Annotated in this window: 26 protein-coding genes; 10 read left to right on the top strand and 16 right to left on the bottom strand. The window is 69.7% G+C overall.

Annotated features, from left to right (window positions below):
• Positions 1 to 474: 474 nt before the first annotated feature.
• Positions 475 to 1125: a fasciclin domain-containing protein gene (locus tag ACFWNN_RS43220; protein WP_382445799.1), complete on the bottom strand. Its 651-nt coding sequence runs from the start codon at positions 1123 to 1125 to the stop codon at positions 475 to 477.
• A 295-nt stretch (positions 1126 to 1420) separates the two neighbouring features.
• Here ACFWNN_RS43220 and sigK point away from each other — a divergent pair, with 295 nt between their 5' ends.
• From sigK to ACFWNN_RS43205, 3 genes are read left to right on the top strand one after another with little or no spacing between them, the layout of a single operon-like run.
• On the top strand, positions 1421 to 2020 hold the full coding sequence (gene sigK / locus ACFWNN_RS43215; protein ID WP_382445798.1) for an ECF RNA polymerase sigma factor SigK: 600 nt from the start codon (positions 1421 to 1423) through the stop codon (positions 2018 to 2020).
• Positions 2017 to 2742, top strand: coding sequence for an anti-sigma factor domain-containing protein (locus ACFWNN_RS43210; protein WP_382445797.1), 726 nt, complete (start codon positions 2017 to 2019; stop codon positions 2740 to 2742). Before sigK ends, ACFWNN_RS43210 begins: the two co-directional genes overlap by 4 nt.
• Before the next feature lie 45 nt (positions 2743 to 2787).
• Positions 2788 to 3138: a VOC family protein gene (locus ACFWNN_RS43205; RefSeq protein WP_382445796.1), complete on the top strand. Its 351-nt coding sequence runs from the start codon at positions 2788 to 2790 to the stop codon at positions 3136 to 3138.
• 1 nt (position 3139) lies between these two features.
• Here the strand turns inward: ACFWNN_RS43205 and ACFWNN_RS43200 are convergent, their stop codons facing one another.
• Together ACFWNN_RS43200 and ACFWNN_RS43195 are read right to left on the bottom strand one after the other, a co-directional pair.
• The gene (locus ACFWNN_RS43200; RefSeq protein ID WP_382445795.1) at positions 3140 to 4792 is read right to left on the bottom strand and encodes a methyltransferase; all 1653 of its coding nucleotides are present in this window, start codon (positions 4790 to 4792) and stop codon (positions 3140 to 3142) included.
• A 19-nt stretch (positions 4793 to 4811) separates the two neighbouring features.
• The gene (locus tag ACFWNN_RS43195; RefSeq protein ID WP_382445801.1) at positions 4812 to 5909 is read right to left on the bottom strand and encodes a 4-hydroxybenzoate 3-monooxygenase; all 1098 of its coding nucleotides are present in this window, start codon (positions 5907 to 5909) and stop codon (positions 4812 to 4814) included.
• A gap of 25 nt (positions 5910 to 5934) precedes the next feature.
• Between ACFWNN_RS43195 and ACFWNN_RS43190 the strand changes: the two genes are divergently transcribed.
• The 4 genes from ACFWNN_RS43190 to ACFWNN_RS43175 are packed head-to-tail and all read left to right on the top strand — an operon-like array spanning position 5935 to position 9844.
• Positions 5935 to 6141 (top strand): hypothetical protein, encoded by a 207-nt coding sequence (locus ACFWNN_RS43190; protein WP_382445802.1) that lies wholly within the window; start codon positions 5935 to 5937, stop codon positions 6139 to 6141.
• A gap of 31 nt (positions 6142 to 6172) precedes the next feature.
• A complete protein-coding gene (locus ACFWNN_RS43185; protein ID WP_382445794.1) occupies positions 6173 to 7177 on the top strand; it encodes a fatty acid desaturase family protein in 1005 nt (334 codons plus the stop codon).
• Positions 7178 to 7228: 51 nt separating this feature from the next.
• Positions 7229 to 9091, top strand: a complete 1863-nt coding sequence (locus ACFWNN_RS43180) for a hypothetical protein (RefSeq protein WP_382445793.1) — start codon at positions 7229 to 7231, stop codon at positions 9089 to 9091.
• A gap of 51 nt (positions 9092 to 9142) precedes the next feature.
• Positions 9143 to 9844: an SDR family oxidoreductase gene (locus ACFWNN_RS43175; RefSeq protein WP_382445792.1), complete on the top strand. Its 702-nt coding sequence runs from the start codon at positions 9143 to 9145 to the stop codon at positions 9842 to 9844.
• Between the two features lie 3 nt (positions 9845 to 9847).
• Here ACFWNN_RS43175 and ACFWNN_RS43170 read toward each other — a convergent pair whose 3' ends face one another.
• From ACFWNN_RS43170 to ACFWNN_RS43120, 11 genes are all read right to left on the bottom strand, one after another.
• Positions 9848 to 11041, bottom strand: a complete 1194-nt coding sequence (locus ACFWNN_RS43170; RefSeq protein WP_382445791.1) for a cytochrome P450 — start codon at positions 11039 to 11041, stop codon at positions 9848 to 9850.
• A gap of 14 nt (positions 11042 to 11055) precedes the next feature.
• Complete coding sequence (locus ACFWNN_RS43165) at positions 11056 to 11838, bottom strand: ABC transporter permease (RefSeq protein WP_382445790.1); 783 nt, start codon at positions 11836 to 11838, stop codon at positions 11056 to 11058.
• Positions 11835 to 12770 carry an ATP-binding cassette domain-containing protein gene (locus ACFWNN_RS43160; RefSeq protein ID WP_382445789.1) on the bottom strand — a complete coding sequence of 312 codons (936 nt, stop codon included), beginning with the start codon at positions 12768 to 12770 and terminating at the stop codon, positions 11835 to 11837. Before ACFWNN_RS43160 ends, ACFWNN_RS43165 begins: the two co-directional genes overlap by 4 nt.
• Positions 12771 to 12781: 11 nt before the next feature.
• Positions 12782 to 13624, bottom strand: a complete 843-nt coding sequence (locus ACFWNN_RS43155; RefSeq protein ID WP_382445788.1) for a DUF4097 domain-containing protein — start codon at positions 13622 to 13624, stop codon at positions 12782 to 12784.
• 68 nt (positions 13625 to 13692) lie between these two features.
• Positions 13693 to 14214, bottom strand: coding sequence for a ribbon-helix-helix protein, CopG family (locus ACFWNN_RS43150; RefSeq protein ID WP_382445787.1), 522 nt, complete (start codon positions 14212 to 14214; stop codon positions 13693 to 13695).
• 191 nt (positions 14215 to 14405) lie between these two features.
• Positions 14406 to 15191, bottom strand: a complete 786-nt coding sequence (locus ACFWNN_RS43145) for a TIGR02452 family protein (RefSeq protein ID WP_382445786.1) — start codon at positions 15189 to 15191, stop codon at positions 14406 to 14408.
• 43 nt (positions 15192 to 15234) lie between these two features.
• Positions 15235 to 16221, bottom strand: coding sequence for a hypothetical protein (locus ACFWNN_RS43140; RefSeq protein WP_382445785.1), 987 nt, complete (start codon positions 16219 to 16221; stop codon positions 15235 to 15237).
• A gap of 53 nt (positions 16222 to 16274) precedes the next feature.
• Positions 16275 to 16709 (bottom strand): universal stress protein, encoded by a 435-nt coding sequence (locus ACFWNN_RS43135; protein ID WP_382445784.1) that lies wholly within the window; start codon positions 16707 to 16709, stop codon positions 16275 to 16277.
• Between the two features lie 2 nt (positions 16710 to 16711).
• Entirely contained in the window at positions 16712 to 17953 is a 1242-nt protein-coding gene (locus ACFWNN_RS43130; protein WP_382445783.1) for an SLC13 family permease, read from the bottom strand.
• 62 nt (positions 17954 to 18015) lie between these two features.
• Positions 18016 to 18474, bottom strand: coding sequence for a (2Fe-2S)-binding protein (locus tag ACFWNN_RS43125; RefSeq protein ID WP_382445782.1), 459 nt, complete (start codon positions 18472 to 18474; stop codon positions 18016 to 18018).
• Positions 18475 to 18487: 13 nt separating this feature from the next.
• Positions 18488 to 20701: a molybdopterin cofactor-binding domain-containing protein gene (locus ACFWNN_RS43120; RefSeq protein ID WP_382445781.1), complete on the bottom strand. Its 2214-nt coding sequence runs from the start codon at positions 20699 to 20701 to the stop codon at positions 18488 to 18490.
• A gap of 110 nt (positions 20702 to 20811) precedes the next feature.
• Here ACFWNN_RS43120 and ACFWNN_RS43115 point away from each other — a divergent pair, with 110 nt between their 5' ends.
• Positions 20812 to 21642 (top strand): DUF4082 domain-containing protein, encoded by an 831-nt coding sequence (locus ACFWNN_RS43115; RefSeq protein WP_382445780.1) that lies wholly within the window; start codon positions 20812 to 20814, stop codon positions 21640 to 21642.
• On the opposite strand, the gene ACFWNN_RS43110 is transcribed toward ACFWNN_RS43115, so the two are convergent.
• On the bottom strand, positions 21639 to 22094 hold the full coding sequence (locus ACFWNN_RS43110) for a MarR family winged helix-turn-helix transcriptional regulator (protein ID WP_382445800.1): 456 nt from the start codon (positions 22092 to 22094) through the stop codon (positions 21639 to 21641). The two genes, ACFWNN_RS43115 and ACFWNN_RS43110, sit on opposite strands and share 4 nt — an antisense overlap.
• A gap of 42 nt (positions 22095 to 22136) precedes the next feature.
• On the opposite strand from ACFWNN_RS43110, the gene ACFWNN_RS43105 reads away from it, so the two are divergent.
• Entirely contained in the window at positions 22137 to 22508 is a 372-nt protein-coding gene (locus ACFWNN_RS43105; RefSeq protein WP_382445779.1) for a nuclear transport factor 2 family protein, read from the top strand.
• On the opposite strand, the gene ACFWNN_RS43100 is transcribed toward ACFWNN_RS43105, so the two are convergent.
• Complete coding sequence (locus tag ACFWNN_RS43100) at positions 22468 to 23928, bottom strand: ABC-F family ATP-binding cassette domain-containing protein (RefSeq protein ID WP_382445778.1); 1461 nt, start codon at positions 23926 to 23928, stop codon at positions 22468 to 22470. The genes ACFWNN_RS43105 and ACFWNN_RS43100 overlap by 41 nt on opposite strands.
• Before the next feature lie 142 nt (positions 23929 to 24070).
• Here ACFWNN_RS43100 and ACFWNN_RS43095 point away from each other — a divergent pair, with 142 nt between their 5' ends.
• Entirely contained in the window at positions 24071 to 24754 is a 684-nt protein-coding gene (locus ACFWNN_RS43095) for a class I SAM-dependent methyltransferase (protein WP_382445777.1), read from the top strand.
• Positions 24755 to 24856: the final 102 nt, after the last annotated feature.

Raw genomic sequence — 24856 nt, 5'->3', positions numbered from 1 at the left:
TGGCGCGTCGATAGAGATTGGGGCTTGACTTCGGGGCCCTTGCGAGGTGCTGGTCGGCCGGAAAAGGCCGGGCTGAAAAGCGCCCGGCCGAGCTCGAGAAGTTAGCACCTCGCACCCAAAGTCAAGCCCCAATCTCAAGCGTGCGTGGCTGAGTTGAGTGGGCACGTCACGTCACTACCGGTGCCGTGGTGCGCCCAGGAGGGTCGCCTCGCCTTCGGCATTGCGTTGAGGTCGGGTAGCTCGGCTGCGCCATCGCCGTACGCGCGCTCGGTCGGGCTCGCCTTCGGCATCGCGGACACCTCAAGCCATTGGTGACCTGAGTCTTGGCCCACCCCGTCTGCCCTGCCTGCCCCTCTCGTCCTTGCATTTGCCTTTGCGTGCGCGCGCGAATTCCGGGGTCGACGTCGTGTCGGCCCCGGATCGCGTATTTCTGGAAGGTCCTCGGGAATTCCCGGAATGATCAGGCGGGATTGATCAGGCGGGGAGGAGGACCGAGTCGATGAGGTAGACGGTGGCGTTGGCGGTGTGCACGCCGCCGCAGATCACGTTGGCGTCGTTGACCTTCAGCGCGTCCTTGGTGCCGCTGACCTTGACGGTGCCGGTCTCGACGGTCTTCTGGTCGCCGACGATCTTGTCGGGCGAGATCTGGCCCGGGACGACGTGGTAGGTCAGGATCTTGGTGAGGAGCGCGTCGTCGGTCTTGAGCTTCTCGATCGTCGCGGCGTCGATCTTGGCGAAGGCGGAGTCGACCGGTGCGAAGACGGTGAACTCGGCGCCGTTGAGCGTCGAGACGAGGTTGACCTTCGGGTTGAGCTTGCCGGAGACGGCGTCTACCAGGGTCTTGAGCAGCGGGTTGTTCGACGCGGCGACGGCGACCGGGTCGGCGGCCATGCCCGCGACCGAGCCTGCGCCGGACGGGACCTGCTTCGCGTAGTCGGCACAGCCCGGGCCCACGAGGTCCTTGGCCGGGTCGGCCATCGCCGCGGACGAGGACGTGGTGGTCGGCGCTGCCGCGGTCGAGGAGCTGCCGCTGCTGGCCATGTCGCCCGAGCCGCACGCCGCGCCGAACAGGGCGAGCGAGGCGGCGCCGAGGGCAAGAACGGTGTTACGGACGGTCTTGTTCATGACGAGACATCTCCAAAGGGTGATCGAGCAGTTGCTACTCGTGATTCGCCGCCCCTTGAAGGGCAGATTGGCGCGGTTATCGATCCGTTACCGAGCGGCGGGCCATTTTCGGCAAACGCCAGTTCAAAGCCAATCCGGAACAGGAACGTCACCGAATCAACGGACGGGAGCGGCGTCCGGGGGCTGCCTGGACGCCTTCGGCTGCTCCGACTGGGTGTGATGACTCATTCAGGACCGATCCAACAGCGCTTCGGCTGCGAACACCTGAGGACGACGCTGTGGAGAGGACCCTGGGATGCCTGAGCGTGAGCGGGCGCTGCAAAGCCTGCAGAGCACTCCGCGAGACGTCGGCCCTGGTGCCGACGACCTGCTCGCCCTGGTCGCACGGGGTGACGAGACCGCGTTCGAGCGGCTTTACGACGTGGTGTCGGGCTCGGTGTTCGGGCTGATCAGACGGGTCGTGCGGGACCAGGCGCAGTCGGAGGAGGTGTTTCAGGAGGTGATGCTCGAAGTGTGGCGGACGGCGACCAGGTTCGATCCGGGCCGCGGCAGCGCGACCGCCTGGATCCTCACGCTGACGCACCGCAGAGCCGTCGACCGCGTTCGGTCCGCCCAGGCCGCGACGCATCGCGAGGACCGTGCGGCGCGTCTCGATCCGGCGCGGCCGTTCGACGAGGTGAGCGAGCAGGTCGACGGCCGGCTCGAACAACGCCAGGTGCGCCGCTGCCTGAGCTTCCTGACCGACCTGCAGCGCGAGTCCGTGCTGCTCGCCTACTACCAGGGCTACTCCTATCCGGAGGTCGCGAGCCTGCTGGGCATCCCGCTCGGCACGGTCAAGACGCGGATGCGGGACGGCCTGATCAGACTGCGGGACTGCATGGGGGTGACCGGATGAGGACCACATCCGCCGATCTGCACACGCTCACCGGCGCCTACGCCGTGAACGCGTTGTCCGACAACGAACGCATCGCGTTCGAGGCGCACCTGACCGGGTGCACGTCGTGCTCGCTGGAGGTCGCCGAACTGGCCGCGACCGCCGCACGGCTGGGCGTCGCCGTCGAGTCACCGCCCCCGCCGCAGCTGCGCGCCCGCGTGCTCGCCGCCGCGGCCGAGACGCGGCAGGTCTCCCCGCACGTCACCGTCACCAGGCTCTCCGACCGCAGGAGACTCAGGTGGGCCGGCGGGCTGGTCGCCGCCGCCTGCCTCGCCGCCGTGGTCGTCGTGAGCGTGCAGAACGTCGAGACGGCCGACGAACGCAGGCTGGCCCAGCTCTCCAGCGAGTACAGCCGGTTCTCCGATCTGCTGTCCACTCCGGACGCGAAGCTGATCAGCGGCACGGCACCGAACGGCGCCACCGGCACGGCCGTCATCTCGGCGAGCAGGGACGAGGCGTTGTTCCTCGCCAAGAACCTGCCGCAGCCGGCGGAGGGCAAGACCTACCAGCTCTGGAAGATCGACGCGAACGGCGAGCACTCGGCGGGGCTGATCTCTCCGGGGTCAGGGCCTACCGTGGTGACGGGGCTGGCCGGCACCGAGCGGGTCGCGCTCACCGTCGAACCGGTGGGCGGCTCGGAGCGGCCCACGACGATCCCGGTGATGTCGATGAATCTCGTGTAGCAACCAGGGCAGTCGTTGTCCTCATTGGCAGGCACCATGCCGCGCATGATCGGACGTTGGCACGGCCTGGTGATCGACTGCCCTGACCCGCAGGGGCTCGCGGAGTTCTACGAGAAGCTGCTCGGCATGGTCCGGGTGCAGGACGACGACGGCTGGGTCGTCATCGGGGACGCCCCCGACCGGCCCGGCGTCGCGTTCGCACGGGTCGAGGGGTGGGTACCGCCGAACTGGCCGGACGAAACCGCGCACATGCACTTCGACGTGCGCGTGGAGGACCGCGAGGTCGCGGGCAAGCAGGTGCTGGAACTGGGTGCGCGCAGGCTGCCCGGCGGTGGCGAGTCGTTCGACGTCTACGCCGACCCCGCCGGGCACCCCTTCTGCCTCGTGGCCTGGTGATCTACTTCAAACGGGCGCGCATCACGTGCGCGTCCAACGGCAGCGCGTTCGTCTCGACGAGCTCGAACCCGGCCTCGGCGAGCAACGCGCGGTAGTGCGACTCGGTGCGCTCGCGGCCACCGGTGTTGCACATCATGTGGATGTCCCACGGGATCGCGAGCGAGTCGACCTCGCCCGCCTCGGGCAGGAGCCGCTCGATCACCAGGAGCTCGGCGTGCGCGGGCATGCTGCGCGCGCACGTCGCCAGGATCGTGCGGCACTGCTCGTCGTCCCAGTCGTGCAGCACGCGCGACAGCAGGTAGATGTCACCGGCGCCGGGCAACGCGCGGGTGAAGTCGCCGGGCACCAGCGACACCCGGTCCGCGAGGTCGGCGAGCCGCGGTTCGGCCGCCGCCAGGGCGTTCGGCAGGTCGAGCAGCACTCCGCGCAACGCCGGATTGGCGTGCAGCACGCGGGAGAGCAGCTCGCCGTTGCCCCCGGCCACGTCCACGACCGTGCGGGCGCGGGAGAAGTCCACGACCTTGGTGACGCCGGTGAACATGGCGTTGCTCGCGGCCATGGAACCGTGGAACAGCTCGGCCAGCGCCGGATCGGTCGCCATGTGCGCGAAGTGGTGCGCCCCGAAGGCTTTCGCGTACGACTCCTCGCCGCTGCGCACCGACTCGGTGAGCTCCGCGAACGACCGGTAGAACGGCCCGCCGTACATCAGCGCGAGCGGGCGCATCGACCCGGCGAGGTCCGAGCGCAGCAACGCGCCGAGGTCGGTGAGCGCGTACCGCTCGCCGGACACGTGCACGACGCCCAGGGAAGCCAGGTAGCGCAACAACCTCGCCAGGCTCTGGGGTTCGGTGCCGGTGGCGGCCGCGAGACCCGGCAGGTCCTCGACCGTTCCGAGGTGGTCGAGCAGCCTCAGCTCGGCCGCGGTCGCGATGGCCTGCGTCGCCCACGCTCCGGTCAGCAGGCGCAGCAACTCGGTGCCCGCGCAGGACTCGCGCTGGTGCACGGCCTGCAGCTGCGGGAACCGCCCGGCGGCGATCAGTTCCAGGCGGCGGAACGCGGTGTCGGCGCTGTGCTCGTCGCGGAAGTAGAGGACCGAGTTGTTCTCGTAGCCGTTGTAGCCGCCGCCGTCGGGACGCATCACGCCGGCGATCATCGTGCGCAACCCGCGCAGCAGCACCGGATCCGGCCTCCGCACGGCCAGTGCGACGTGGTTCTCGTGCTGGTGACGGCGTTCGTCCTCGGCGATGTGCGCCAGCTCCGGCGGCGTCACCATCACGAAGATCTCCAGCTCGCACGGCCAGCCGTTGCGGTCGGGCACGGGCGCGCGCAGGATGCCGATGTTCAGGTCGGCGACGGGCACGGAGTAGCGGGCGCTCAGGCGTTCGCGGACGACGACGCTCGGGGTCATCGTGCCGACCTGGAGGCCGAGGCGGGCGAGCTCGTCGGTGAGCCCCACCAGGGTTTCCGGGAAGATCAGCAACGCGGCGTGGTCGAAACTGGCGTGCCGGGTGACGGCGACGCGCTGGTCCTTCGGCAGCGACGGCACGGCGGCGGCGAGGGCCGTATGCGTGTCGTGTCTGCCGATGAGGGACATCGCGGCTGTCAACCGGCCGAGGTCGGCGGCGGCGATGACGGGTGCGGTGGTCGAGATCATGGTGACGGTTCCCGGTGGCTCAGATGCCGACGTAGTGCTCGGCGAAGAAGTTCTGGTGGGCGCGGCAGTCGCGCAGGCTGTGCAGCCGGGCGCGCCGCAGAGCGCGGTGGAAGTCGTCGTCCGGCGCGTGCAGGAGGTCGATCATCCAGCGCGAGAACTCCTGCGCCCGCCAGACGCGGGGCAGGCAGGTGCGCGAGTACTCGGCCAACGGCCGTTCGTCGTCGCGCAGCAGAGCGGAGGTGAACGCGGACGCCAGCACCTCGGCCTCCATGATCGCCAGGTTGGCGCCCTTGGCGGCGGACGGGCTGATGTGGCTCGCCGCGTCACCGACGAGGAACAGCCTGTCGTGCTGGATCGGGTCGACGACCTCGGAGCGCAGCCGCACGATCCGGCGTTCGGTGATCGGGCCTTCCTTGAGCTGCCCGAAGTCGTCGACGCGCATGCGGGTGCGCAGCGCGGCCCAGATCCGGTCGTCGGTCCAGGCTTCCGCGTCGTCGCCGGGAGGCACCTGGAGGTAGTAGCGGGTCACCCCGGGGCTGCGCGCCATGTGACCCGCGAAGCCGTCGTCGTGGATCGCGTACGTCACCGCGGCCATGCTCTGCGGTGCCTCGGCGAGCACGGCGAGCCAGCTGACGCCGTGGTCCTGCGCGAACCGGCGGCCCGGCAACGCCGTGCGGGAGATCCCGTTGCCGCCGTCGCACCCGGCCAGGAACCGGCCGCTGACAACGCTTTCGCCCTGCTCGTCACGGTAACGGATCGTGGCGGTACCGGAATCCACGCCGGTGACGGTGGCGCCGAACCGGATCTCGCCGCCGCGGTGGAGGTACTCCGCGACGAGGTCCGTGACGAGGTCCTGCTGCGGGTAGACGGTGTGCACCTCACCCCGCCCGAGAGCGGAGTAGTCGAGCTCGAACTCCCCGTCCTCGCCCCGGAAAGCGCAGACGCCGTGCGACCGTCCTTTGTGGAGCATTCCGGCGCCGAGGCCGTGCTCGATCAGCACGCGAGCACTGTTCGGACCCAAAAATCCTGCCCTGGCGCGGGTTTGCACCTGGTCCCGGCTTGCCCGTTCGACGACGAGAGTGCGAATCCCTTGCGCCTGCAACAAGTTGCCTAACACGAGCCCTGCCGGCCCCGCGCCCGCGATGAGCACGGCGGTGTGGTCGACCACGCCTGTTGGTCCTCTCTACCGATCAATTTCGGCAGCACTGGACAACACCGTCGCGGGCGTGCGCGTGCGGCTCGCCGAAGATGAAGATCATGATCACTCCATCGTGTCCCGTGCGGAACTGCGCGGTACCGGTTCCGGGGCGCCTCAAGTGATTCGTAACAACTTCATCGGCCGTGCATGACTTCGTCGCCGCCATCCGGCATTCTGCGCAAATGGTGCTTCGCCCGGCGAGCGACTTCGCCCAGCTGTCCAGCCTGATCAAGCAGGCCGGGCTCCTCGAACGACGACGCGGTCACTACTACGCCCGCATCGGGGTGAACCTCGCGGTCTACGCGGCGGCCTGGGTGGCGTTCGCGCTGCTCGGCGACTCGTGGTGGCAGATCCTGGTGGCGGCCGTGCTGGCGGCGATGACGACGCAGCTCGCGTTCATCGGCCACGACGCGGGCCACAAGCAGATCTTCGCCTCCCGGCGGTGGAACGAGGTCGTCGGCTACGTCCACAGCGGCATCGTCGGCGTCAGCTACGACTGGTGGGTCGGCAAGCACAGCCGCCACCACGCCAACCCGAACCACGAGGACGAGGACCCGGACGTCGACATCTCGGTGCTGGCGTTCACGCAACGGCAGGGCGAGGCGAAGAGCGGTGTGCTGCGCTGGATCGCCGCACGCCAGGCCTTCCTGTTCTTCCCGTTGCTGTTCCTCGAAGGCTTCGCGCTGCACTGGCACTCGATCCGCCACTCCGGCCGCGAGCGGGCCGTGATGATCGCGAACGTCGTGGTGTACCTCGCGGTCGTGTTCTGGGTGCTCTCCCCCGTCTACGCCATCGCGTTCGTCCTGGTGCACCAGGCGTTGTGGGGCTTCTACATGGGATGTTCGTTCGCCCCCAACCACAAGGGCATGCCGGTGCTGTCGGCCGGGCACACGCTCGACTTCCTGCGCAAGCAGGTGCTGACCTCGCGCAACATCCGCGGCGGCTGGTTCACCGACGTCCTGCTCGGCGGGCTGAACTACCAGATCGAGCACCACCTGTTCCCGAGCATGCCCCGGCCCGCGCTGCGGCACGCGCAGGTGATCGTTCACGAGTTCTGCGAGCAGCGGGGCATCTCCTACGCCCAGTGCGGCCTGTTCCGGTCGTACGGGTACGTGCTGGAGCACCTGCACGAGGTCGGGGCCGCGTTGTCCGAAAGTGGACAGAGGTCACTGAAAGCACCCGCCTGACCCCGCTGCGCTGATTTCCTCGGTCCGGAGAGTCCGAACTGGGGAGTTCAGATGCGCAAAAGGCTATTTGGCGTGCTCACGGCCGGGGTGGCCCTGGCTCTGGTAGCCGGCGGGCAGTCCGCGGCCGAGCCCGTGGCGACGCCGGTCCAGCCCGATCCGATGCTCGCGTTCCTGCCCGCGGAGGCCCAGGTCGACTGGGCCGCCGTGCAGCGCGGCCGGGAGGTCCGCAAGCAGAACCGCGCGCAGACGCGGTCGGCGGCGAAGAGCGCGAGCCAGCCGTTGAGCTACACCGAGAAGGAGACCGGCCTGGGCGCGAACGACGCGCCCTCGAAGGCCGAGCACGTGGCCGGGTTCGGCACCGGCCGGGGCAAGAACCCGAAGCTCACGATCACGGGTGGCCTCGCGGGCGACCCGGCGACGCCGGTCGCGCAGCCGTTCGCGGAGACCAACGACGCCATCCCGCTCGCGAGCGCGGTCAGCACGCCGCTGAAGACCAGCGGCAGGATCGGTGACGGCCCGCACGGCAGCACCGGCAGCGGCGCCCACACGGGCGACCACGACTTCTACAAGCTGTCCGGTGGCGCCACGGGCAAGACCGTCGTCGTCACGACCGACACGCCGTCCGGCGACCTGGACACGCTGCTCGTCACGTTCGACGCGAACGGCCTGCTGCTGGGGAACAACGACAACCTCGCCGGCACCACGGACAGCAGGCTCGTCGTGGGCGTTCCGGCCAACCAGGACATCTACCTGCTGGTCACGTCGGCCGGTCCCGGCGGGATCCCGTCCGACCCGATGAAGCCCGGCACCGGCAAGCAGGTCCTCACCGAGGGCGCGTACGACATCACGTTCGCCGAGACCCAGCCCGACAAGGACTACTTCTCGGTCGACCTCAAGGCCGGTGACGTGCTCGGCGCGTCGGCGGCGGGCAAGGCGACCAGGGTCGTGATCCACGACCCGGCCGGGCGCGAGGTCTTCGGTTCGTCGCAGGACTTCAGCTTCCTGTACGCGGACAACTCGCCGCTGCCCGCCGGTGGCAACGCCGTCGCGGACTTCGTGGCGCCGAAGGACGGCCGCTACACCGTGGGCGCGGAGAACGGTGACGGCCGCTACGACATCACGGTCGAGGCCTACCGCCCCGGTTCCGAGCTCAACCCGCGGCCCGAGGTGCTCACGGTCTTCCTCGACTTCAACGGCGCACGGGTCAACACCCGCGTCTACAGCAACGAGCCGACGGCGGGCAACAAGGACCTCTCACCGCTGAAGAAGTTCCTGCCCGGCTGGGGTCTCACCGACGCCGACGAGAACAAGGTCATCGACGGCGTGGTCGCCACCGTGCGCGAGAACATCGAGAAGGACCTCGCCGCGAAGGGCACCAACAAGCGGTTCGGCGTGCGGATCCTGAACAGCCGCGACCACGCCGACCCGTGGGGTCAGCCGAACGTGAGCCGCGTGGTCGTCGGTGGCTCGATCGCCGAGTCCGGCATCCAGACCGTCGGCATCGCGCAGTCGATCGACGCGGGCAACTTCGGCAAGGAGGAGACCGCCCTGGTGCTGCTGGACATCCTGAGCGCGCCGTCCGCCCAGACGGGCACCTCGCTGAACCGCTACATCACGCCCGCCAGCGACAAGGTCACGTTCATCGGCCGGGCGATCGGCAACATCGTGGCGCACGAGGCCGGGCACATGTCGGGTAGCTGGCACACCGACCAGTTCAACGCCCTCGACGCGATCATGGACCAGGGCGGCAACCCGAAGGGCATGTTCGGCGTGGGCCCGGACGCCATCGGTGGCACGGCGGACGACGTCGACGTGGACTTCCACGAGGACGTGCTGAACCCCAACGAGGGCTTCACCGGTCTGGAGGACACCCTCAACCGCACGGCGTGGGGCTACACCAAGGGCAGCAACTGACGGTCCGATTCCCGCCAGATTCTCACCCGTGATCCCGGCAGGCTCGACGGCATGGGATCACTTGAGGGGAAAGCGGCTCTCGTCACCGGCGGGAGCCGCGGCATCGGGGCGGCGGTGGCTCGGAAGCTGTCCGAGCTCGGCGCCCTGGTCGCCGTGACGTACCAGAACACCAAGCCGGACAACGGCTTCTCGATCCGGGCGGACAGCGCCGACCCGGACGCCGTGGTGGCGGCGGTCGAGCAGACCGCCGTCCACTTCGGACGGTTGGACGTGCTCGTCAACAACGCGGCGGTCTTCCAGGTGGGACCGCTCGACGAGCTCGGCAGGGAGGAGTTCGACCACACCATGGCCGTGAACGTGCGTGCGCCGTACCTCGCGGCGCGCGCGGCCGCGAAGCACATGGTGCACGGTGGCCGGATCATCAGCATCGGCAGCAACGTCGCCGTGCACGCGCCGTTCCCCGGCTTCGCCCTGTACTCGGCGAGCAAGACGGCACTGGTCGGGATGACGAAGGGACTCGCGCGGGACCTGGGCCCGGTGGGCATCACCGCGAACGTCGTCAACCCGGGCCCGACGGACACGGACATGAACCCGGCGGACGGTCCGATGGCGGACGCGATCCGCGGCCTGACCGCGCTGGGGCGTTACGGGACCGCGGAGGAGATCGCCGCGGTGGTCGCGGCGCTGGCCGGCGAGGCCGGTGCGTACGTCACCGGTGCCAGCATCAACGTCGACGGCGGTTTCACCGTCTGACGGCTACCACCCGACGGGCAGGGCGTGGACGCCGTAGATGTTCATGTCCGTCCTGAGCTTCACCTCGCGGGCCGGTACCGCGAGGTGCAGGCTCGGGAACCGGCGCAGCAGCCCCTCGAACCCGGCGCGCATCTCGATGCGGGCCAGCTGCTGACCGAGGCACTGGTGCACGCCGTGGCCGAACGCCAGGTGGCCGCGGGCGTTGCGGTGCACGTCCAGCGAGTCGGCGTCGTCGTAGCGCGCCGGGTCGTGGTTGCCCGCCAGCAACGACAGCACCACCATCGACCCCTCGCGGATCGTCTCCCCGAAGAACTCGACGTCCTCCGCCGCGTACCGGAAGAAGATGTCGCCGACCGCGAGGTAGCGCAGCAGTTCCTCGACGGCGTCGGGGATCAGCGCCGGTTGCTCGCGCAGGGCCGCGAGCTGGCCTGGGTGCTCCAGCAACGCGAAGGTGCCCAGCGCCAGCATGTTCGCGGTCGTCTCGTGGCCCGCGAGCAGCAGCAGGAACGCCATGCCGGTCAGTTCCTCGAGGCTCAGGTCCTCGTCGCGCGCCAGGTCCGACAGGAGGTCGTCGGCCGGTTCCGCGCGCTTGGTGGCGCACAGCTCGTACAGGTACGTGTTCATCGCCATGTACGCGGCCATCTTGTCCTCCAGGGTCACCTGCCTCTCCATGAACTTCGAGGAGTTGTGCTGGAAGGTGTCGCGGTCCTCGTACGGCACGCCGAGCAGCTCGCAGATCACCAGTGACGGCACCGGCAGCGCGAACTCCTGGACGAGGTCGACCGGCGGGGTGAGCTCCGCCAGCGCGTCGAGCTGCCGCTCGGTGATCTCGTGGATGCCCTCTTCGAGGGCCTTCATCCGCTTGACCGTGAACGCCCCGGTGAGCTTGCGGCGCAACCGGGTGTGGTCCGGCGGGTCCATGCTGATGAACAGGCCCGGCGTCTGCGGGACCGGCTCGGTCATCTCGGGCATGCCCGGCGTCGGGAACGGCACGTGGATGATGCCCAGGTCCTGCCGACTGCTGAACCTGGTGTCGGATAATGCCTGCCGAACGGCTTCATAGCCGGTGATCAGCCACCCCTCGTGGCCGTCCGGGAAGAGCATCGGGCTGACCGGACGGGACTCGCGCACCTTCGTGATCTCGCTGGGCGGATCGAACGGCGTGACGTCGCGTTCCATCGGAAGTCCGTGCAACATCAGAGGTTTCTCCTTCAGCGAGTGGATTCGCGGTTGAAGAGCTTCTTGGACCAGAGGTAGCCGCCGACACCGATGACGACGCACCAGGCAAACGCGATGTAGCCGCTGTTGCCGATCGGCGTGCCCATCAGCAGGCCGCGCAGGGCGTCGATGAACGGGGTGAACGGCTGGTACTCGGCGAACCAGCGCAGCACGGTCGGCATCGAGTCGGTGGGCACGAAACCGTTGCCGAAGAACGGGAGCAGGATCAACGGCAGGCCGACGTTGCTCGACGACTCGACGGACTTGCTGACCAGCCCGAGCGCGGCGGAGAACCAGATCAGCGCGAACGACATGCCCACCAGCAGCACGGCGATGAAGAGCCACTCCAGCGCGCTCGCCTGCGGCCGGAACCCGATCGCGACGGCGATGCCGAACACGAACGTCATGGCGAGCACGGTCTGCACCAGGCTGCCCACGACGTGTCCGGTGAGGACGGACACCCGCGCGATCCTCATGGTGCGGAAGCGGTCGACGATGCCCTCGGTCATGTCCATCGCGATGGAGATGCTCGTGCCCTGCACGGCCGCGGTGATCGCCATCAGGATGATCGTCGGCGTCACGTAGTTGAGGTACTCGGCCCGGCCGCCGGACGGTCCGCCGAGGCCCGCGCCGAGCGTGCCGCCGAAGACGTAGACGAACAGCAGCAGGAACACGACCGGCATGATCAGCAGCTGGAACGTGAGCGACGGGTAGCGGATCATCCGCTTGAGGTTGCGGCGGATCATCGTCGCCGAGTCCGCGAGGACGTAGGTCATGGCTGGGCCACCTTCTCCGGGTTTCCCGTCAGGGCGAGGAAGACGTCGTCGAGGTCGGGCGTGTGGGTGCTGAGCGAGTCGACCTGCACGGCGTGGGCGTCGAGGTGGTCGAGCAACGCCTTGAGCGCACTGACACTGCCGTCGCTCGGCACGCGCAGGGCGAGCGCCTCGCCGTCGCGGGTGGCGTTGCGGACGATCCGGAGCGCGGCGTCGACGTGCGCCGGGTCGTGGAACTGGAGCAGGACGTGCCCGCCGGGGATGCGGCGCTTGAGCTCGTCCGCGGTGCCCTCGGCGACGATCTTCCCGTGGTCCAGCACGGCGATCCGGTCGGCGAGCTCGTCGGCCTCCTCCAGGTACTGGGTGGTCAGGAAGATCGTGATGCCGCTCGCGACCAGCGCGCGCACGATGCCCCACATGGTGCGGCGGCTGCGCGGGTCGAGGCCCGTGGTCGGTTCGTCGAGGAAGATCACCTCGGGCGACCCGACCAGCGTCATGGCGAGGTCGAGCCGGCGCCGCATGCCGCCGGAGTACGTCGAAGCGGACCTGTCGGCCGCGTCCACCAGGTCGAACTGCTCCAGCAGGTGGTCGGCCTTCGCCTTGCCCTCCGCCTTGCCGAGGTGGTGCAGGTCGGCCATCAGCTTGAGGTTCTCGCGGCCGGTCATGAGGTTGTCGACGGCGGAGAACTGGCCGGTGACACCGATCGCGCCGCGCACGGAGTCGGGGTCGCCCGCCACGTCGTGCCCCGCGACGGTCGCGCTGCCGCCGTGGGCCGCGATCAGCGTGGAGAGGATCTTGACGGTGGTGGTCTTGCCGGCGCCGTTCGCGCCGAGCAACGAGAAGACGGTGCCGCGCTGGACGTTCAGGTCGACGCCCTTGAGCACCTCGGTGTCGCCGTACGACCGGCGCAGGCCGGTGGCCGTGATCGCGTGCATGTCGTTCCCCCTCAGGCCCGGCGCACGGCGATGTCGCCGAAAGCGGTGTGGGCGGTGACCTTCACGGTCTGCGCGGCGTTGCCGGGGCCGTCGCTGCCTTCGAGCGTGTTGCTGACCCGGCCGAACGAGGTCTTGGCGTCGATCCACGCGGCGGTGCCCTCGGCGATGCCGAGCTCGATGCCGCCCATCGCGGTGTTCAGCGTGACGGTGTCCTTGACGACCTCGCCGACCTCGATGGACCCCATCGCGGTCCGGGCCTCCACCAACGCCTCGGCGCGCTCGACGTTGATGTCGCCGTTGGCCGAGCGGGCCCGCAGGTCGCCCTCGACCGTGCCGACGTCGATGTGGCCGTTGGAGTTCTTGACGACCAGCGAACCGCGGACCGTGCCGACGCGCAGGTGCCCGCTGCCGGTCTTGACCTCGGCGTTGCCGGTGACCGCGCCGACCTTGACCTGGCCCGCGCCGGTGTCGGCCTTCAACGCGCCGGTGCGGTCGAGGTGGATGTTGCCCGCGGACAGGTCGACCTCGGTCACGCCGAGCACGCCGCTGGTGCGCACGCTGCCAGCCGTGACGTCGAGGTCCACTTTGGACCCGGTCGGCAGCTCGATCGTGATGTCGACCGACCTGGTCTTCTTGGAGAAGTCGAACGTGCGCTTCGGCCCGCGCACCATCAGCGTGCCGTCGCCGTAGTCGACGGTGGTCTTGCGCGCGGCGTCGACGTCGGACGAGTCGTGCGCGTCGGAGGGCCGCACGTCGACCGTCGTGGTGGTGCGGTCGGTCGCGACGATCTGGACGTGGCCCGCGTAGACGTCGAGCAGTACGGAAATCGGTTCCGGCGTGTCGTAAGAAGGCATGGCTGTCCCCTCAGAAGGTGTCAGTGGTGCATCCCCGCAGGTCGGGGCGATGTGGTGAAAGGCTGTGGTTAGCGGACCCAGCCGACGAAACGCGTCGAGCCGGTGATCTCCGACGTGATGGCCTCGGCGAGGGTCTCGCGCTTCGGGCTCAGCTGGGCGGTGGCCGCGCGCACGAGCCACGCGTTGACCGAACGGCCCTCCTTGGCCGCGGCCTCGTCGATCGCGGCCTTGAGCGGCTCGGGCAGCCGGACGTTGATGCGCACGGTGCTGCCGTCGTCGAAGCTGGCGGCGACGTCCTCGGCGGGCGCCGCGGGGGTCGGCTCCGGCGCGGCGGCGGGTGCGGCCGGCACCTGGCGCGACACGACGAACTTCGGGTCACGGCCCCGCAGCAGCACCTGCACCGAGTCCGGTGCCAGGTCCGCGGTGATCTCGTCGGCGGCCGCGGAGAGCGCTTCGAGCAGCGCCAGCCGGATCGCCGACTCCATCGTCACGGTCAACCGCTCGACCAGCGCGTTCGCTTCGTCGCCGCCGGTCTCGACGGCGGTCAGCAGCTCGCGACCGAGGGAAGCCACGTACGGGGTCAGATCCATGGCACCACTATGACACACGGTGGCACCACCGGCAAGCAATTCTGGCTCAGCGTGGCATCATTTTGGCTCATTGCAGGTCAGGGCAGGTGCGGTGGCGGTTTCAACAGGCGCACGGACAGGCCGCTGACACAGCAAAGAGCCATCGCGGCTCCGGGATGGCACCGCGATGGCTCAGCTGAAGCACTGGTGGCTCAGGCGAGCGCGGCCTCGAAGGCGGCGAACGTCGGCGTGCCCTTCGCGCGGTCCAGCACCGCGAACACCACGTGCTCGAAGTACCGGTTGTCCCGCAGCGCCAGCGCGAAGATCCGCGCCACCGCCTCGGGCTCGTTGCCGAACACACCGCACCCCCACGCGCCCAGCACCAGCCGCCGATGCCCGTGCGACGCCGCCACGTGCAGCACCCGGATGGCCCGCCGCAGCAACGCGACCTCGATGCCCTCGGCGCGTTCGGGCTGGGTGCGCAGGATCGCCGAGCGGTTCGGCGCGGCGGACGTGAGGAACGAGACCTCGTAAGGCTCCGGCAGCAACGTGCCCTTGTCGTCCTTGAAGACCGGGACGCGCGGCGAGTAGATCACGCGGTCGCTGTAGGTCAGGTCCTCGCGGGCGCGGTGGTGGGCGTAGAAGTCGCCGGCCGCGCGCAGGCTGAGGTAGAGCGCCGATCCCCTGGCGACGCTCTCCTCCTGCGCCTGCGCGCCGTTCAGGAAGCCACCGCCGGGGTTGCGGGCCGAGGCGAACACCAGCGCGGCGACGTCCCCGCCCAGCCGGCGGGTGGCGTCCAAAGTGGACTCGTTGGTGACGTCGACCCGCGTGGCGCCGGTCTGCGAGGGCAGCGAGAGCACCTCGTCCGGCAGGTGCAGGCGGGTTCCGGCGACGGCCGGGGCGACGTCGACGGGCACCGCGCCCGCCGGGGTGGTGTAGGAGCCTCGCTCCGAGATGGCGACGGTGTCGTGGGCGATGGCTCGCAACCTGCTGCTCATGATGTCCCGAGTGTGACCGGCAGGACGTGGGCAGCCAAGCGAGTTACGTCCGGGCGTAGACCTCGGCCACGGCGGCGAACGCCTCCTTCGGCTCCCAGGTGCCGTCGTCGTGGACCTTCACGATGCCGGGGCCCGCCATGTCGAGGTCACGGCTCGGGTCGCCGGGCCGGTGCGGGTAGTTGGCCAGGGCGAACATGTACACGAAGGCCGCGTCGACCCCCGTCTCCTCGAACGTCTCCAGCACCTCGCGCAGGTACGTGGCCTGCTCGGTCTCGTCGCGGACGTAACCGTCCCTCACCCGCACCGGCAGACCGGCCTCGTCGTGCTCGACGATCTCCATGCTGCGCGGCGCGACGGCTCCCGAACCACGCCACGCGGCCGTGCCGAAACCGGTGATGGCGACCGGTTTGCCCTGCGCCACCACGTTTCTGATGCTGTCGGCGTACACGTCGGCGACCTCGGCCGAGCGGATCAGCTCGAACGACTTGATGTCGAACAACTCCCAGTCCGGGTTCTCGAACGGGATGCAGGCGTAGGTGACGGGACCCCCGAAGTGCTGTCGCACCACGGAAACGGCCGCCGCCAGGAACTCGCGGAGCCGTTCACCGGCCTCCCGCATCCGCTCCGGGTGACCCAGCAGCTGCCCCACCCGGTCCAGCACGTCGTCGCCGGGCAGGAAACCGGAGTTCATGACGCTGAGCTCCACTCCCGTCACGAACACCACCTCGGCGCCGGCCGCCCGGACCCGCTCGGCCCGCACGGCGCAGTCGGTGAACAGCTCCAGGATCTCGGCCGGCGTCAGTTCCAGCGGGTAGGGCGAGAACCAGACCTCCAGCCCGAGGGAGGCGGCGATCCCGGCGGCCCGCTCGAGCCGTTCGGGATCACCGCCGACGAGGTGGACGGCGGTGCAGTGCAGGTCATCTCTGATCGCGGTCAGGTCCCGGTGGACCGCGTCGAGGTCGAACTTCGGGACGGAGTTCTCTCCGTGGCGCACGAAACCGGTGTCGTACGCGATGCCTTTGGCGCGCATACCTCAGAGGGTAGGCGCGAAAAGTGCGTGCGCGCAAGTTTGCGCGGACGAATCTACGAAGGCCACACCAGCAGCACCGGACAGGTCGCGTGGTCCACGACGAACCGCGTCGCCGGGCCGAGGCTGCGCGGGCCGGCGTGCGACACGTCTCCGTCGCGGCACAGCACCAGCAGCGACGCGCCTTCCGCCGCCGCAACGACTTCGTGCTCCACCCGCCCGACCCGCGTCCGCACCTCGCACGGCACCCCGAGGCGTTCGGCGGCGGCCGCCAGCAGCCGGGTCGAGTGGTCCGCGGCGAGGTCGTCCAGCCGCGTGCCGGGGTCCAGCGAGGAGCTCCGCCCGAACAGCCCGGCGAACGCACCGTGCGCCGCCCCGGGCACGTCGTGGTCGCTGACGTGCAGCAACACGAAGCTCTCGCCCGAGCACCCGCGGGCCGCGTCGACGCAGTCCTGCCAGGTGTCGTCGGCGATCCACACGACCACCGTCATGGTCATCCTCCGATCAGCTGCAGGGACGCCCACAGTGCCACGACCGCGCCGACCAGGGTGGCAGGCACGGCGAGCAGGCCGAGCTTCGTGAACTCCGCCAGGTTCACCTCGGTGTCGTGGTCGTGCACGATCCGCCGCCACAGCAGCGTCGCGAGCGACCCGGCGTAGGTGAGGTTCGGCCCGAGGTTCACGCCGAGCAGCACCGCCAGCACCACTCCCGGCCCGAACGGCGCCACCAGCGGCAGCAGCACCAGCACCGCGGGCAGGTTGTTGATCACGTTCGCGAGCACGGCGGCGACCGCGGCCACCCCGAGCAGCGCGAGCAGCCCGGTGCCGTCCGGGATCGCGTGCCGCAGCAGGTCGTCGAGACCGTTGTCGACCACCGCCCGCACCACGATCCCCAGCCCGAGCACGAACGCGAGGAACGGCAACGAGGTCGCCTTCACGATCTTGGTGACCGTCGTCTTGCGCCGGACCAACGCCCGGCCCGCCATGACGAGCGCGCCCGCGCAGGCCGCCCACGCCGGGTCGACGCCGGTGGCCGACGCGACCACGAACCCGACCAGCGTGAGGCCGACGACGGTCAGCGCGAACACCGGCAGTTCCGGCACGGGCTGCTCCAGCGGCGCGTGCACCGGCGCGTCGAGATCGGTGCGGAAGAACCTCCGGAACACGAGGTACTCCAGGCCGATCGCCACCACCCACGGCAACGCCATCAACGCCGCGAACCGCGTGAAGCTCAGCCCGCTGGACGCGAACGCCAGCAGGTTCGTCAGGTTCGACACCGGCAGTAGCAGCGACGCGCTGTTGGACAGATGCGTGCACGCGTAGACGTGCGGCTTCGGCCGGACACCGAGCTGTGCGGCCGTGGCGAACACGACGGGCGTCAACAGCACGACCGTCGCATCCAGACTCAACACCGCCGTCGTCACCGACGCCGTGACGAACACCCCGCCCAGCAACGTCCGCGGCCGCCCGCCCGATGCCCGCGCCATCCACGTGCCGCAGGCGTGGAAGAGCCCTTCGTCGTCGCAGAGCTGGGCGAGCACGAGGATCGCGGCCAGGAACCCGATCACGGGCCCCAGCCGCACCGCCTCGTCCACGGCGTGGTCGACCGGCAGCACCCCGGCCACCACGACCACGATCGCGGCGGGCACCGCCACGACGGCCTCGGGCCAGCCCCACGGTCTGACGACCGCGCACACCAGAACGGCCACGAGCAACAAAACGGACAGCGCGAGCACGGGAATCCTCCTGCGCCGGAAGGGATTCCCGGCCGCGCTGACTCTAGGTCCTGCCGGCGGCGCTAGCCCATCTTGGCGGCCGCGCTCTTGATCGCCTTGCGGATCCGGAAGTACGTGCCGCACCGGCAGACGTTCGCGATGCGGTCGATGTCCTCGTCCGTTATCTCCTTCTTCGTCCGGAGCAACGCCGCCGCGGCCATGATCTGCCCGGGCTGGCAGTACCCGCACTGCGCGACGTCCTGCTCCAGCCACGCCTCCTGGACCGGATGCAGGTCGTCGCCGGACGCGAGCCCCTCGATCGTGGTGACCTCCTGCCCCGCGCACTCCCCGACGGGCGTCACGCACGGCTGGATCTCGGCCCCGTTCAGGTGGGACGTGCAGGCCCGGCACACCCCGATGCCGCAGCCGAACTTCGGCCCGCGCACCCCGAGCTTGTCCCGCAGCACCCAGAGCAGCGCCAGGTCGGACGGAGCGTCGACCTCGACCTGCTCCCCGTTGACGACGAACGTGTAAGTAGGCACAGCTGACGCTCCTTCAGCGCGGGAACGGCTCGAAGTCGACCGGGAAGATGATCGGGAAGCTGCGCGGCACCACACCCGTCGCGCGGGCGTAGGCGTTGGCGATGGCACCGACCGCGGCCGGCACGCCCAGCTCCCCCGCACCACCGGGTTCGCCCGTCGCCGGCATCACGTGAATGCGAACGTCGAGCGGCGCGTCCTTCTGCCGTGCGTAGTGGAACTGCGAGTAGGAGCCTTCGAGCGGCAGGCCCTTGTCGATGTGCAGACCGGCGCGCAACGTGGTGGAGATGGCGTCGGTCAGGCCGCCGAGCATCTGCGCCTCGAGGCCGCGCGGGTTGATCGGACGGCCGACGTCGACCGCGATCGTCGCCTTGACCACGCGCGGGTTCTTCGGGTCGCGGGCGTCGATCTCGACCAGGCAGGCGGTGCACGACTTGTACTCGTCGTGGAACGCGATGCCCTGGGCGAAACCGCGAGGCATCGTCTTGCCCCACTGGCCCTCGTCCACGACCTTGTTGAGCACCGCGCGTTGCCGGGCGCTCTTCAGGAACTCGCGGCGGAACGCGACGGGGTCCTTGCCCATCTTCGCGGCGAGCTGGTCGACCAGGATCTCCTCGGCGCCACGGGTGTTCGCCGAGTAGACCGACCGCCACGAGCCGGTGTGCATGCGCAGCGGCACCTCGTTGAGCAACGACGTGACGACGCCGAAGTTGTACGGCACCTTGCACGTCGTGAGGAACACCGTCTGCGCGAACGACAGGTTGCCGCCGACCGGCAGCTTCGCGGCGGTGGCCGTGAGGATCTCGCCGAGGCCGTGCCGGAAGTCGGTCTCCACGGACGCGACGCGGTGCTCGAACGTCAGCACGTTGCCGAGCGCGAACGTCGCCCGCAGCTTGTGGTGGCTCGCCGCGCGGGCCCGGCCGTGCCGCATGTCGTCCTTGCGGTCCCACATGAGCTTGATCGGGCGCTTCAACGCCTTCGAGATCTGCGCGGCCTCGATCGCCGCGTCGAAGAACAGCCTGCGCCCGAACGATCCGCCGCCCTGCATGACGTGCACGGTCACCGCGGACTCCGGCAGCCCGACGGCCGCCGCGATGGTCTGCTTCGCCACGATCGGCGACTTCAGCCCGGCCCAGATCTCCGCCCGGTCCTCGCGGACGTCCGCGATGGCCGAGTTCGTCTCCATCGGCGCGTGGCTGACGAACGCGAAGTCGAACTCCATGTCGACGTGCTGGGTCAGCAGCGGCGGCACCACGAACGGCAGCGCGGCGGCCTTCAGCTTGTCGCGGATCTCCTTGTCCGACAACGAGTCGATCGTGCCGGGGTTCCAGGTGACCTTCAGCGCGTCCCGGGCGGCCAGCGCCTGCCCGAACGTCTCGGCGACCACCGCGACACCCGTCGGCACCACCCCGACGGCGAGCACACCGGGCATCGCCCGTGCCGCCGCCGAGTCGACCGCCTTGACCGACCCGTTGATCGTCGGCGGGCGCCGCACGACCGTCGGCATCGCGCCGGGGACGTCCTGGTCGAGCGTGTACTTGAACTGCCCGGTGACCATCGCGCGGGCGTCGATGCGCGACTGCGGGGTGCCGACGATCCGGTGTTCCGACGCCGGTTTCGGTTGCGCGGCGAAGACTCCGGTGAGCTGCGCCGCCGCGGACGTCAGCAGGCCGTACAGGATCGGCCGCCCGTCCGGGAGGATCACCGCACCGTCGCGTGTGGACAGTCGCTCGACCGCCACGCCGTGCTGCTTCGCCGCCGCCGCGAGCAGTCTGGCGCGGGCGGCCGCCGCCGCCTGGCGGACCGGCCCGTAGACCGACCTCATCGTGTTGGAACCGCCGGTCAGCTGGTTCATCAGCAGTTCGGGCCGCGCGTCGGCCAAAGTCACCCGAACCTGGTCGAGCGGCAGGTCGAGCTCCTCGGCGACGAGCATCGCGCACGCCGTGGTGATGCCCTGACCGACCTCCGCGCGGGGCAGGTCGAGGGTCACGACGCCGTCCTCGCCGACGCTGAGCACCGCGAGAGCGCCCGCCGTCGGGGTACCGGCCAGGATCAGAACGTCGCCGAGATCGAGGATCTCGGCCGGTTGCGGCAGCGTCGGGATGACGGCCTCGGCCGTGCCAGGAACCGCGACGGTGAGCACCGGCGCGGCCACGAGGAACGTGAGGAACTGCCGACGACGAACCGGGACCCGCGTCTCGGGGACCGGGACTTCGTTGTCACAGGTCATGTACTCGTCAACGACATCCGGCGGACCGGGGTACGACTGTCAGCCGATCGAGTTCAGGCCGAACAGCGCAACGCCGTAACTGCGTCTCCGCAGCGGACGATCTGCCGTACATGAGACGATTAGCAGTACTGCTGCTGGCACTCTTCCTGGTCTCTCCCAACGCTCCCGCCCTCGCGGACGCCGGTCCGATGGCGATGATCTGGGCTCCGACCGAGCAGGCCTCGGTCCCGTTGAACGAGCCGTTGCTCGTGATCGGCGGCGCCGTCAACGGCGAGTCCGGTGGCATCACCGAGGTCGAGTTCTCGACCGACGGCCAGACCAACTGGACCCCCGTCGACGCCACCGGCGAACGCTGGTCGGTCCTGCTGTGGCCGTCCGTCCCCGGCCCGCTGACGATCCACGCCCGCGCCAAGACCGCGTCCACCACCGGCCCCGTCACCGTGTCCCGCACCATCCACGTCGGCGGCACGACCGTCCCGCCGTTGCAGTACGAAACCTCGCTCTACCTGAACGACACGCACAGCCCCACCATCAACGACCCGGACGAGCAGGCCGTCGAGCTCGGCATGCGCGTCGCCTTCGACCGCCCCGGCTCCGTCACGGCCCTGATCATCCGGCGCGGCAGCTACACCGGACCGGTGACCGCGCGACTCTGGGCGGACGGCGTGCTGCTGGCCGAGCAAGAGGCTCCCGGCGCGGCCTACAGCCAGCGGATCACCTTCAGCACACCGGTTCCCGTGACCGCGGGCACCGAGTACGTCGTCTCCTACTACACCCCCGCCGGTGGCTACCGGGCGACGGAGAACTACTTCACCGGCAACGTCGTGCAGACGCCGTTCAAGATCCCGCCGAACGCCGGCGTGTACAGCTACGGCGGCGGCTTCCCGACCGACACGTGGTTCGGCAGCAACTACTGGATCCAGCCGGTCTTCAAGCCCTAGTCCGCCTCGACGACCCGGCGCTTCAGCACCTTCTCCGCGCCACCGGTCGCCACCAGGAGCCTGACCAGCGCGCGTTTGGTCTCGTCGTCACCGTGCACGTCGAGCTCGCGCCGGAGCCGGCGGCTGTCGTCGACCAGCCGCCGGCCCTTGTCGGTCAGCTGGGCGCGCCGGATCCGGGCGTCCGCGCGGTCCGGCACGCGCCGCACGTACCCGAGGCGTTCGAGCTCCAGCAGCTGCTTCGACGCGGCCTGCTGGGTGACGCCGAGCAGCTCGCCCAGCTCCCCCACCTTCGGCTCCCCGTCGACGAGGTGCTGGATCACGTAACCGTGTGACATCCGGACGCCCTTGTGCCCGATCTCGTGCAGCCGCTTGACGATCTCGTCGTTGGCGGAGCTGCCCGCGAGGTACGCGAGGGTGGCGATGTCGATGCCCATCAGGTCCACAACCTGCATCCTCACATTGACAACCACGGTTGTACAACTATGGTTGTGAATATGAATCCAGTCGACCTCGCCACCTCGCTGCACCGCGCGCTCGAAGCCGGGGAGTCCGGTCCCGCGCTGCGTCGCCACTTCGCCGCCGACGCGGTGACCGTCGAACGCCCCAACCTGATCAAGCCGAACGGCGCGCGATCGCCGTTGGAGGAGATGCTCGCCAACTCCGAGAAGGGCACCGGACTGCTGTCGCGCCAGAAGTACGACGTGCACTCGGCACTGGTGTCGGGTGACACCGCGATCCTGCGGCTGACCTGGACCGGCACGCTCCGGGACGGCCGCGAGCTCGTCGCGCACATCGCCCAGTTCGTGGACACGCGCGACGGGCTCATCAGCGCCATCGAGACGTACGACTGCTACGAGCCGTTCTGAACTCCTCCCCCTTCCACCGCTGCCGCAGCAACCGGTCGTGCGACGCCACGACAACTGCGCCGGGATAGTCGGCGAGCGCGGCCTCCAACTCCTCGACCAGGGCGAGCGACAGGTGGTTCGTCGGCTCGTCCAGCAGCAGCACGTCGGACTCCCGGCTCAGCAACCGCGCGAGTGCCAGCCTGCGCTGTTGCCCGACGGACAACGCACCGACGGGCGTCGCGAAATCGTTGCGGTGGAACAAACCCAACGACTCCAGCTGCTCCGGGGTGCCACCGAACGCCCGCAGCAGTGTCTGCTTCGGTTCGCGCACAACGGTTTCCTGCGGCAGGTACCCGACGTTGCCGGTCGCCGTGCATGCCAACGCCCTGAGCAACGTCGACTTGCCCGAGCCGTTCGGGCCGGTCACCAGCACCCGTTGCCCCGCCGCGCCGAGCGGGGCGTTGAGACGCAACGGTTCCGGCGGCCTCGGCACCGGATCGGCGCGCAGCCGCTCCAGCCGTTCGGACGCGCTGCGCACCCGCGTCCTGATCGACGCCTGCACGCGCCGGCCGTCGCCGTTGTACTTGCACTTGTTGTGGTCGGGAATCGGCCTGCCCGGCGCGACGCGATGTGCCGTCGTGCCACGCCATTGCGTCCAGTGCCCGATCTCGCCGACCCACTCCGCGTACGCCTGCTCCCACCGCTGCCGCGCCGCGCGCTTCTCCGCGACGTACCCCGCGTACCCGTTGCCGTAGCGGGTGATCGCGCGGTTCTCGACCTCGACGATCGCGGTCGTGACGCGTTCCAGCAGCAACCGGTCGTGCGTCACCACGACCAGCGTGCCGTTGTGCTTCACCAGCCTGTTCTCCAGCCACGCGAGCGCCTGGTCGTCGAGGTGGTTGGTGGGTTCGTCGAGCAGCAGCAACTCCGGTTCGGCGCTCAGCACGCCGGCGAGCGCGAGCCTGGCCTTCTCGCCACCGGACAACGTGCCGAGCGCACGGTCGCGCGCGAGATCGCCGATGCTCAGCACGGACATCGCGGCCTCGACCCGCGCGTCGGCCGCGTAGCCGTCGCGCAGCTCGAACGCCGTGAGCAGCTCGCCGAGGTCGTCCAGCCGTTCCTCCTCGGCCGCGACCGCGATCTGCCGTTCCAGCAGGCGGATCTCGACCAGCGCGGCGTCGACGGCGTTGCCGACGGTCGCGTCCTCGGGCAGGTCGAGCACCTGCCCGAGATAGCCAACGCCCTGCGCCACCACGGTGATCTCGCCGTCGTCCGGCACGTCCTGCCCGGCCACGAGCCGCAGCAGCGTCGACTTGCCCGAGCCGTTCTCGCCGACCACGCCGAGCCGTTCGCCCGGCCGGACCGTCAACGACACAGCGTCGAGCACGCGCTTGAACGCGTAGTTCCTGGTGATTTTCTTGATCGTCAACTGAGCTGACATGAGGGACCCCCACACCGCCGAAGGAATTCGGGCACGGATGCGCTGAAGGCGGGGTCAGTAGATCACCTAACCGATGTTGCCATACACCGTACGAGGAGGCAACCTTGATAGCCTGGAACCCGCATCCACCTGGGGGTTTGCCGTGAATCGGCACGTGCGCACGATCGACGACGTCATGGTTTTGCTCGACGCCTTGCTGCCCGCGCAGCCTGATGACTGGTGGGACCGCTTCTACGCGGACCGCACCCGCGAGGTGCCGTTCTTCGTCGCCAAACCGGACGAGAACCTGGCCGCACACGTGGAGACCGGGCTGCTCGAGCCCGGCCGCGCGCTCGACATCGGCTGCGGACCCGGCCGCAACGCGATCTTCCTGGCCCGTCGGGGCTTCCAGGTCGACGCGGTGGACATCTCGGGCACCGCGATCGCCTGGGCGCGCGAACGATCTGAGGGCCTGGACGTCGACTTCCGGCACGGCGACGCGTTCGCCGTCGAGGGCTCGTACGACCTGATCTACGACTCCGGCTGCTTCCACCACCTGCCGCCGCACCGCCGCGTCGCCTACCTCGCGCTGCTCGACCGCGCGCTCGTCCCCGGCGGCCACTTCGCCCTCACCTGCTTCACGTCCGACGAGGGCACGGCGTCCCCGGACGCCGACCTGTACCGCCACGGCGGGCTGGCAGGCGGCGTCGGCTACACGCCCGGCGAACTGCGGTGGATCTTCCAGGACCTCACCGAGGTCGAACTTCGCCGCATGACGGAACAGCCGCCGGACTCCCCGAGGTTCGGCAAGGACTTCCTCTGGACGGCGCTCTTCCGAAAGGCCTAGGTGCAGCCACCGGACGTGCGCGTCCGGCAGGCGGAACGAGCGGGTGTCGCCACCTGCGAAAGTAGGGTCATCCCCCTGCTCCCGTAGGTGATCCAAGGCACA

The sequence above is a fragment of the Lentzea sp. NPDC058450 genome (assembly GCF_042721395.1).
Taxonomy (GTDB): Bacteria; Actinomycetota; Actinomycetes; order Mycobacteriales; family Pseudonocardiaceae; genus Lentzea.
This window is presented reverse-complemented; position numbering and strand designations above follow the sequence as displayed.

What these genes read in the sequence shown, in the direction of transcription:
- ACFWNN_RS43100 (WP_382445778.1), bottom strand. Translation starts at nt 23,928, where the DNA reads ATGTCAGCTCAGTTGACGATCAAGAAAATCACCAGGAACTACGCGTTC.
- ACFWNN_RS43220 (WP_382445799.1), bottom strand. Translation starts at nt 1,125, where the DNA reads ATGAACAAGACCGTCCGTAACACCGTTCTTGCCCTCGGCGCCGCCTCG.
- ACFWNN_RS43120 (WP_382445781.1), bottom strand. Translation starts at nt 20,701, where the DNA reads ATGACCTGTGACAACGAAGTCCCGGTCCCCGAGACGCGGGTCCCGGTT.
- ACFWNN_RS43210 (WP_382445797.1), top strand. Translation starts at nt 2,017, where the DNA reads ATGAGGACCACATCCGCCGATCTGCACACGCTCACCGGCGCCTACGCC.
- ACFWNN_RS43165 (WP_382445790.1), bottom strand. Translation starts at nt 11,838, where the DNA reads ATGACCTACGTCCTCGCGGACTCGGCGACGATGATCCGCCGCAACCTC.
- ACFWNN_RS43170 (WP_382445791.1), bottom strand. Translation starts at nt 11,041, where the DNA reads ATGTTGCACGGACTTCCGATGGAACGCGACGTCACGCCGTTCGATCCG.
- ACFWNN_RS43110 (WP_382445800.1), bottom strand. Translation starts at nt 22,094, where the DNA reads ATGCAGGTTGTGGACCTGATGGGCATCGACATCGCCACCCTCGCGTAC.
- ACFWNN_RS43135 (WP_382445784.1), bottom strand. Translation starts at nt 16,709, where the DNA reads ATGACGGTGGTCGTGTGGATCGCCGACGACACCTGGCAGGACTGCGTC.
- ACFWNN_RS43155 (WP_382445788.1), bottom strand. Translation starts at nt 13,624, where the DNA reads ATGCCTTCTTACGACACGCCGGAACCGATTTCCGTACTGCTCGACGTC.
- ACFWNN_RS43160 (WP_382445789.1), bottom strand. Translation starts at nt 12,770, where the DNA reads ATGCACGCGATCACGGCCACCGGCCTGCGCCGGTCGTACGGCGACACC.
- ACFWNN_RS43180 (WP_382445793.1), top strand. Translation starts at nt 7,229, where the DNA reads ATGCGCAAAAGGCTATTTGGCGTGCTCACGGCCGGGGTGGCCCTGGCT.
- ACFWNN_RS43200 (WP_382445795.1), bottom strand. Translation starts at nt 4,792, where the DNA reads ATGATCTCGACCACCGCACCCGTCATCGCCGCCGCCGACCTCGGCCGG.
- ACFWNN_RS43205 (WP_382445796.1), top strand. Translation starts at nt 2,788, where the DNA reads ATGATCGGACGTTGGCACGGCCTGGTGATCGACTGCCCTGACCCGCAG.
- ACFWNN_RS43185 (WP_382445794.1), top strand. Translation starts at nt 6,173, where the DNA reads ATGGTGCTTCGCCCGGCGAGCGACTTCGCCCAGCTGTCCAGCCTGATC.
- ACFWNN_RS43150 (WP_382445787.1), bottom strand. Translation starts at nt 14,214, where the DNA reads ATGGATCTGACCCCGTACGTGGCTTCCCTCGGTCGCGAGCTGCTGACC.
- ACFWNN_RS43105 (WP_382445779.1), top strand. Translation starts at nt 22,137, where the DNA reads ATGAATCCAGTCGACCTCGCCACCTCGCTGCACCGCGCGCTCGAAGCC.
- ACFWNN_RS43145 (WP_382445786.1), bottom strand. Translation starts at nt 15,191, where the DNA reads ATGAGCAGCAGGTTGCGAGCCATCGCCCACGACACCGTCGCCATCTCG.
- ACFWNN_RS43175 (WP_382445792.1), top strand. Translation starts at nt 9,143, where the DNA reads ATGGGATCACTTGAGGGGAAAGCGGCTCTCGTCACCGGCGGGAGCCGC.
- sigK (WP_382445798.1), top strand. Translation starts at nt 1,421, where the DNA reads ATGCCTGAGCGTGAGCGGGCGCTGCAAAGCCTGCAGAGCACTCCGCGA.
- ACFWNN_RS43190 (WP_382445802.1), top strand. Translation starts at nt 5,935, where the DNA reads ATGAGCACGGCGGTGTGGTCGACCACGCCTGTTGGTCCTCTCTACCGA.
- ACFWNN_RS43115 (WP_382445780.1), top strand. Translation starts at nt 20,812, where the DNA reads ATGAGACGATTAGCAGTACTGCTGCTGGCACTCTTCCTGGTCTCTCCC.
- ACFWNN_RS43140 (WP_382445785.1), bottom strand. Translation starts at nt 16,221, where the DNA reads ATGCGCGCCAAAGGCATCGCGTACGACACCGGTTTCGTGCGCCACGGA.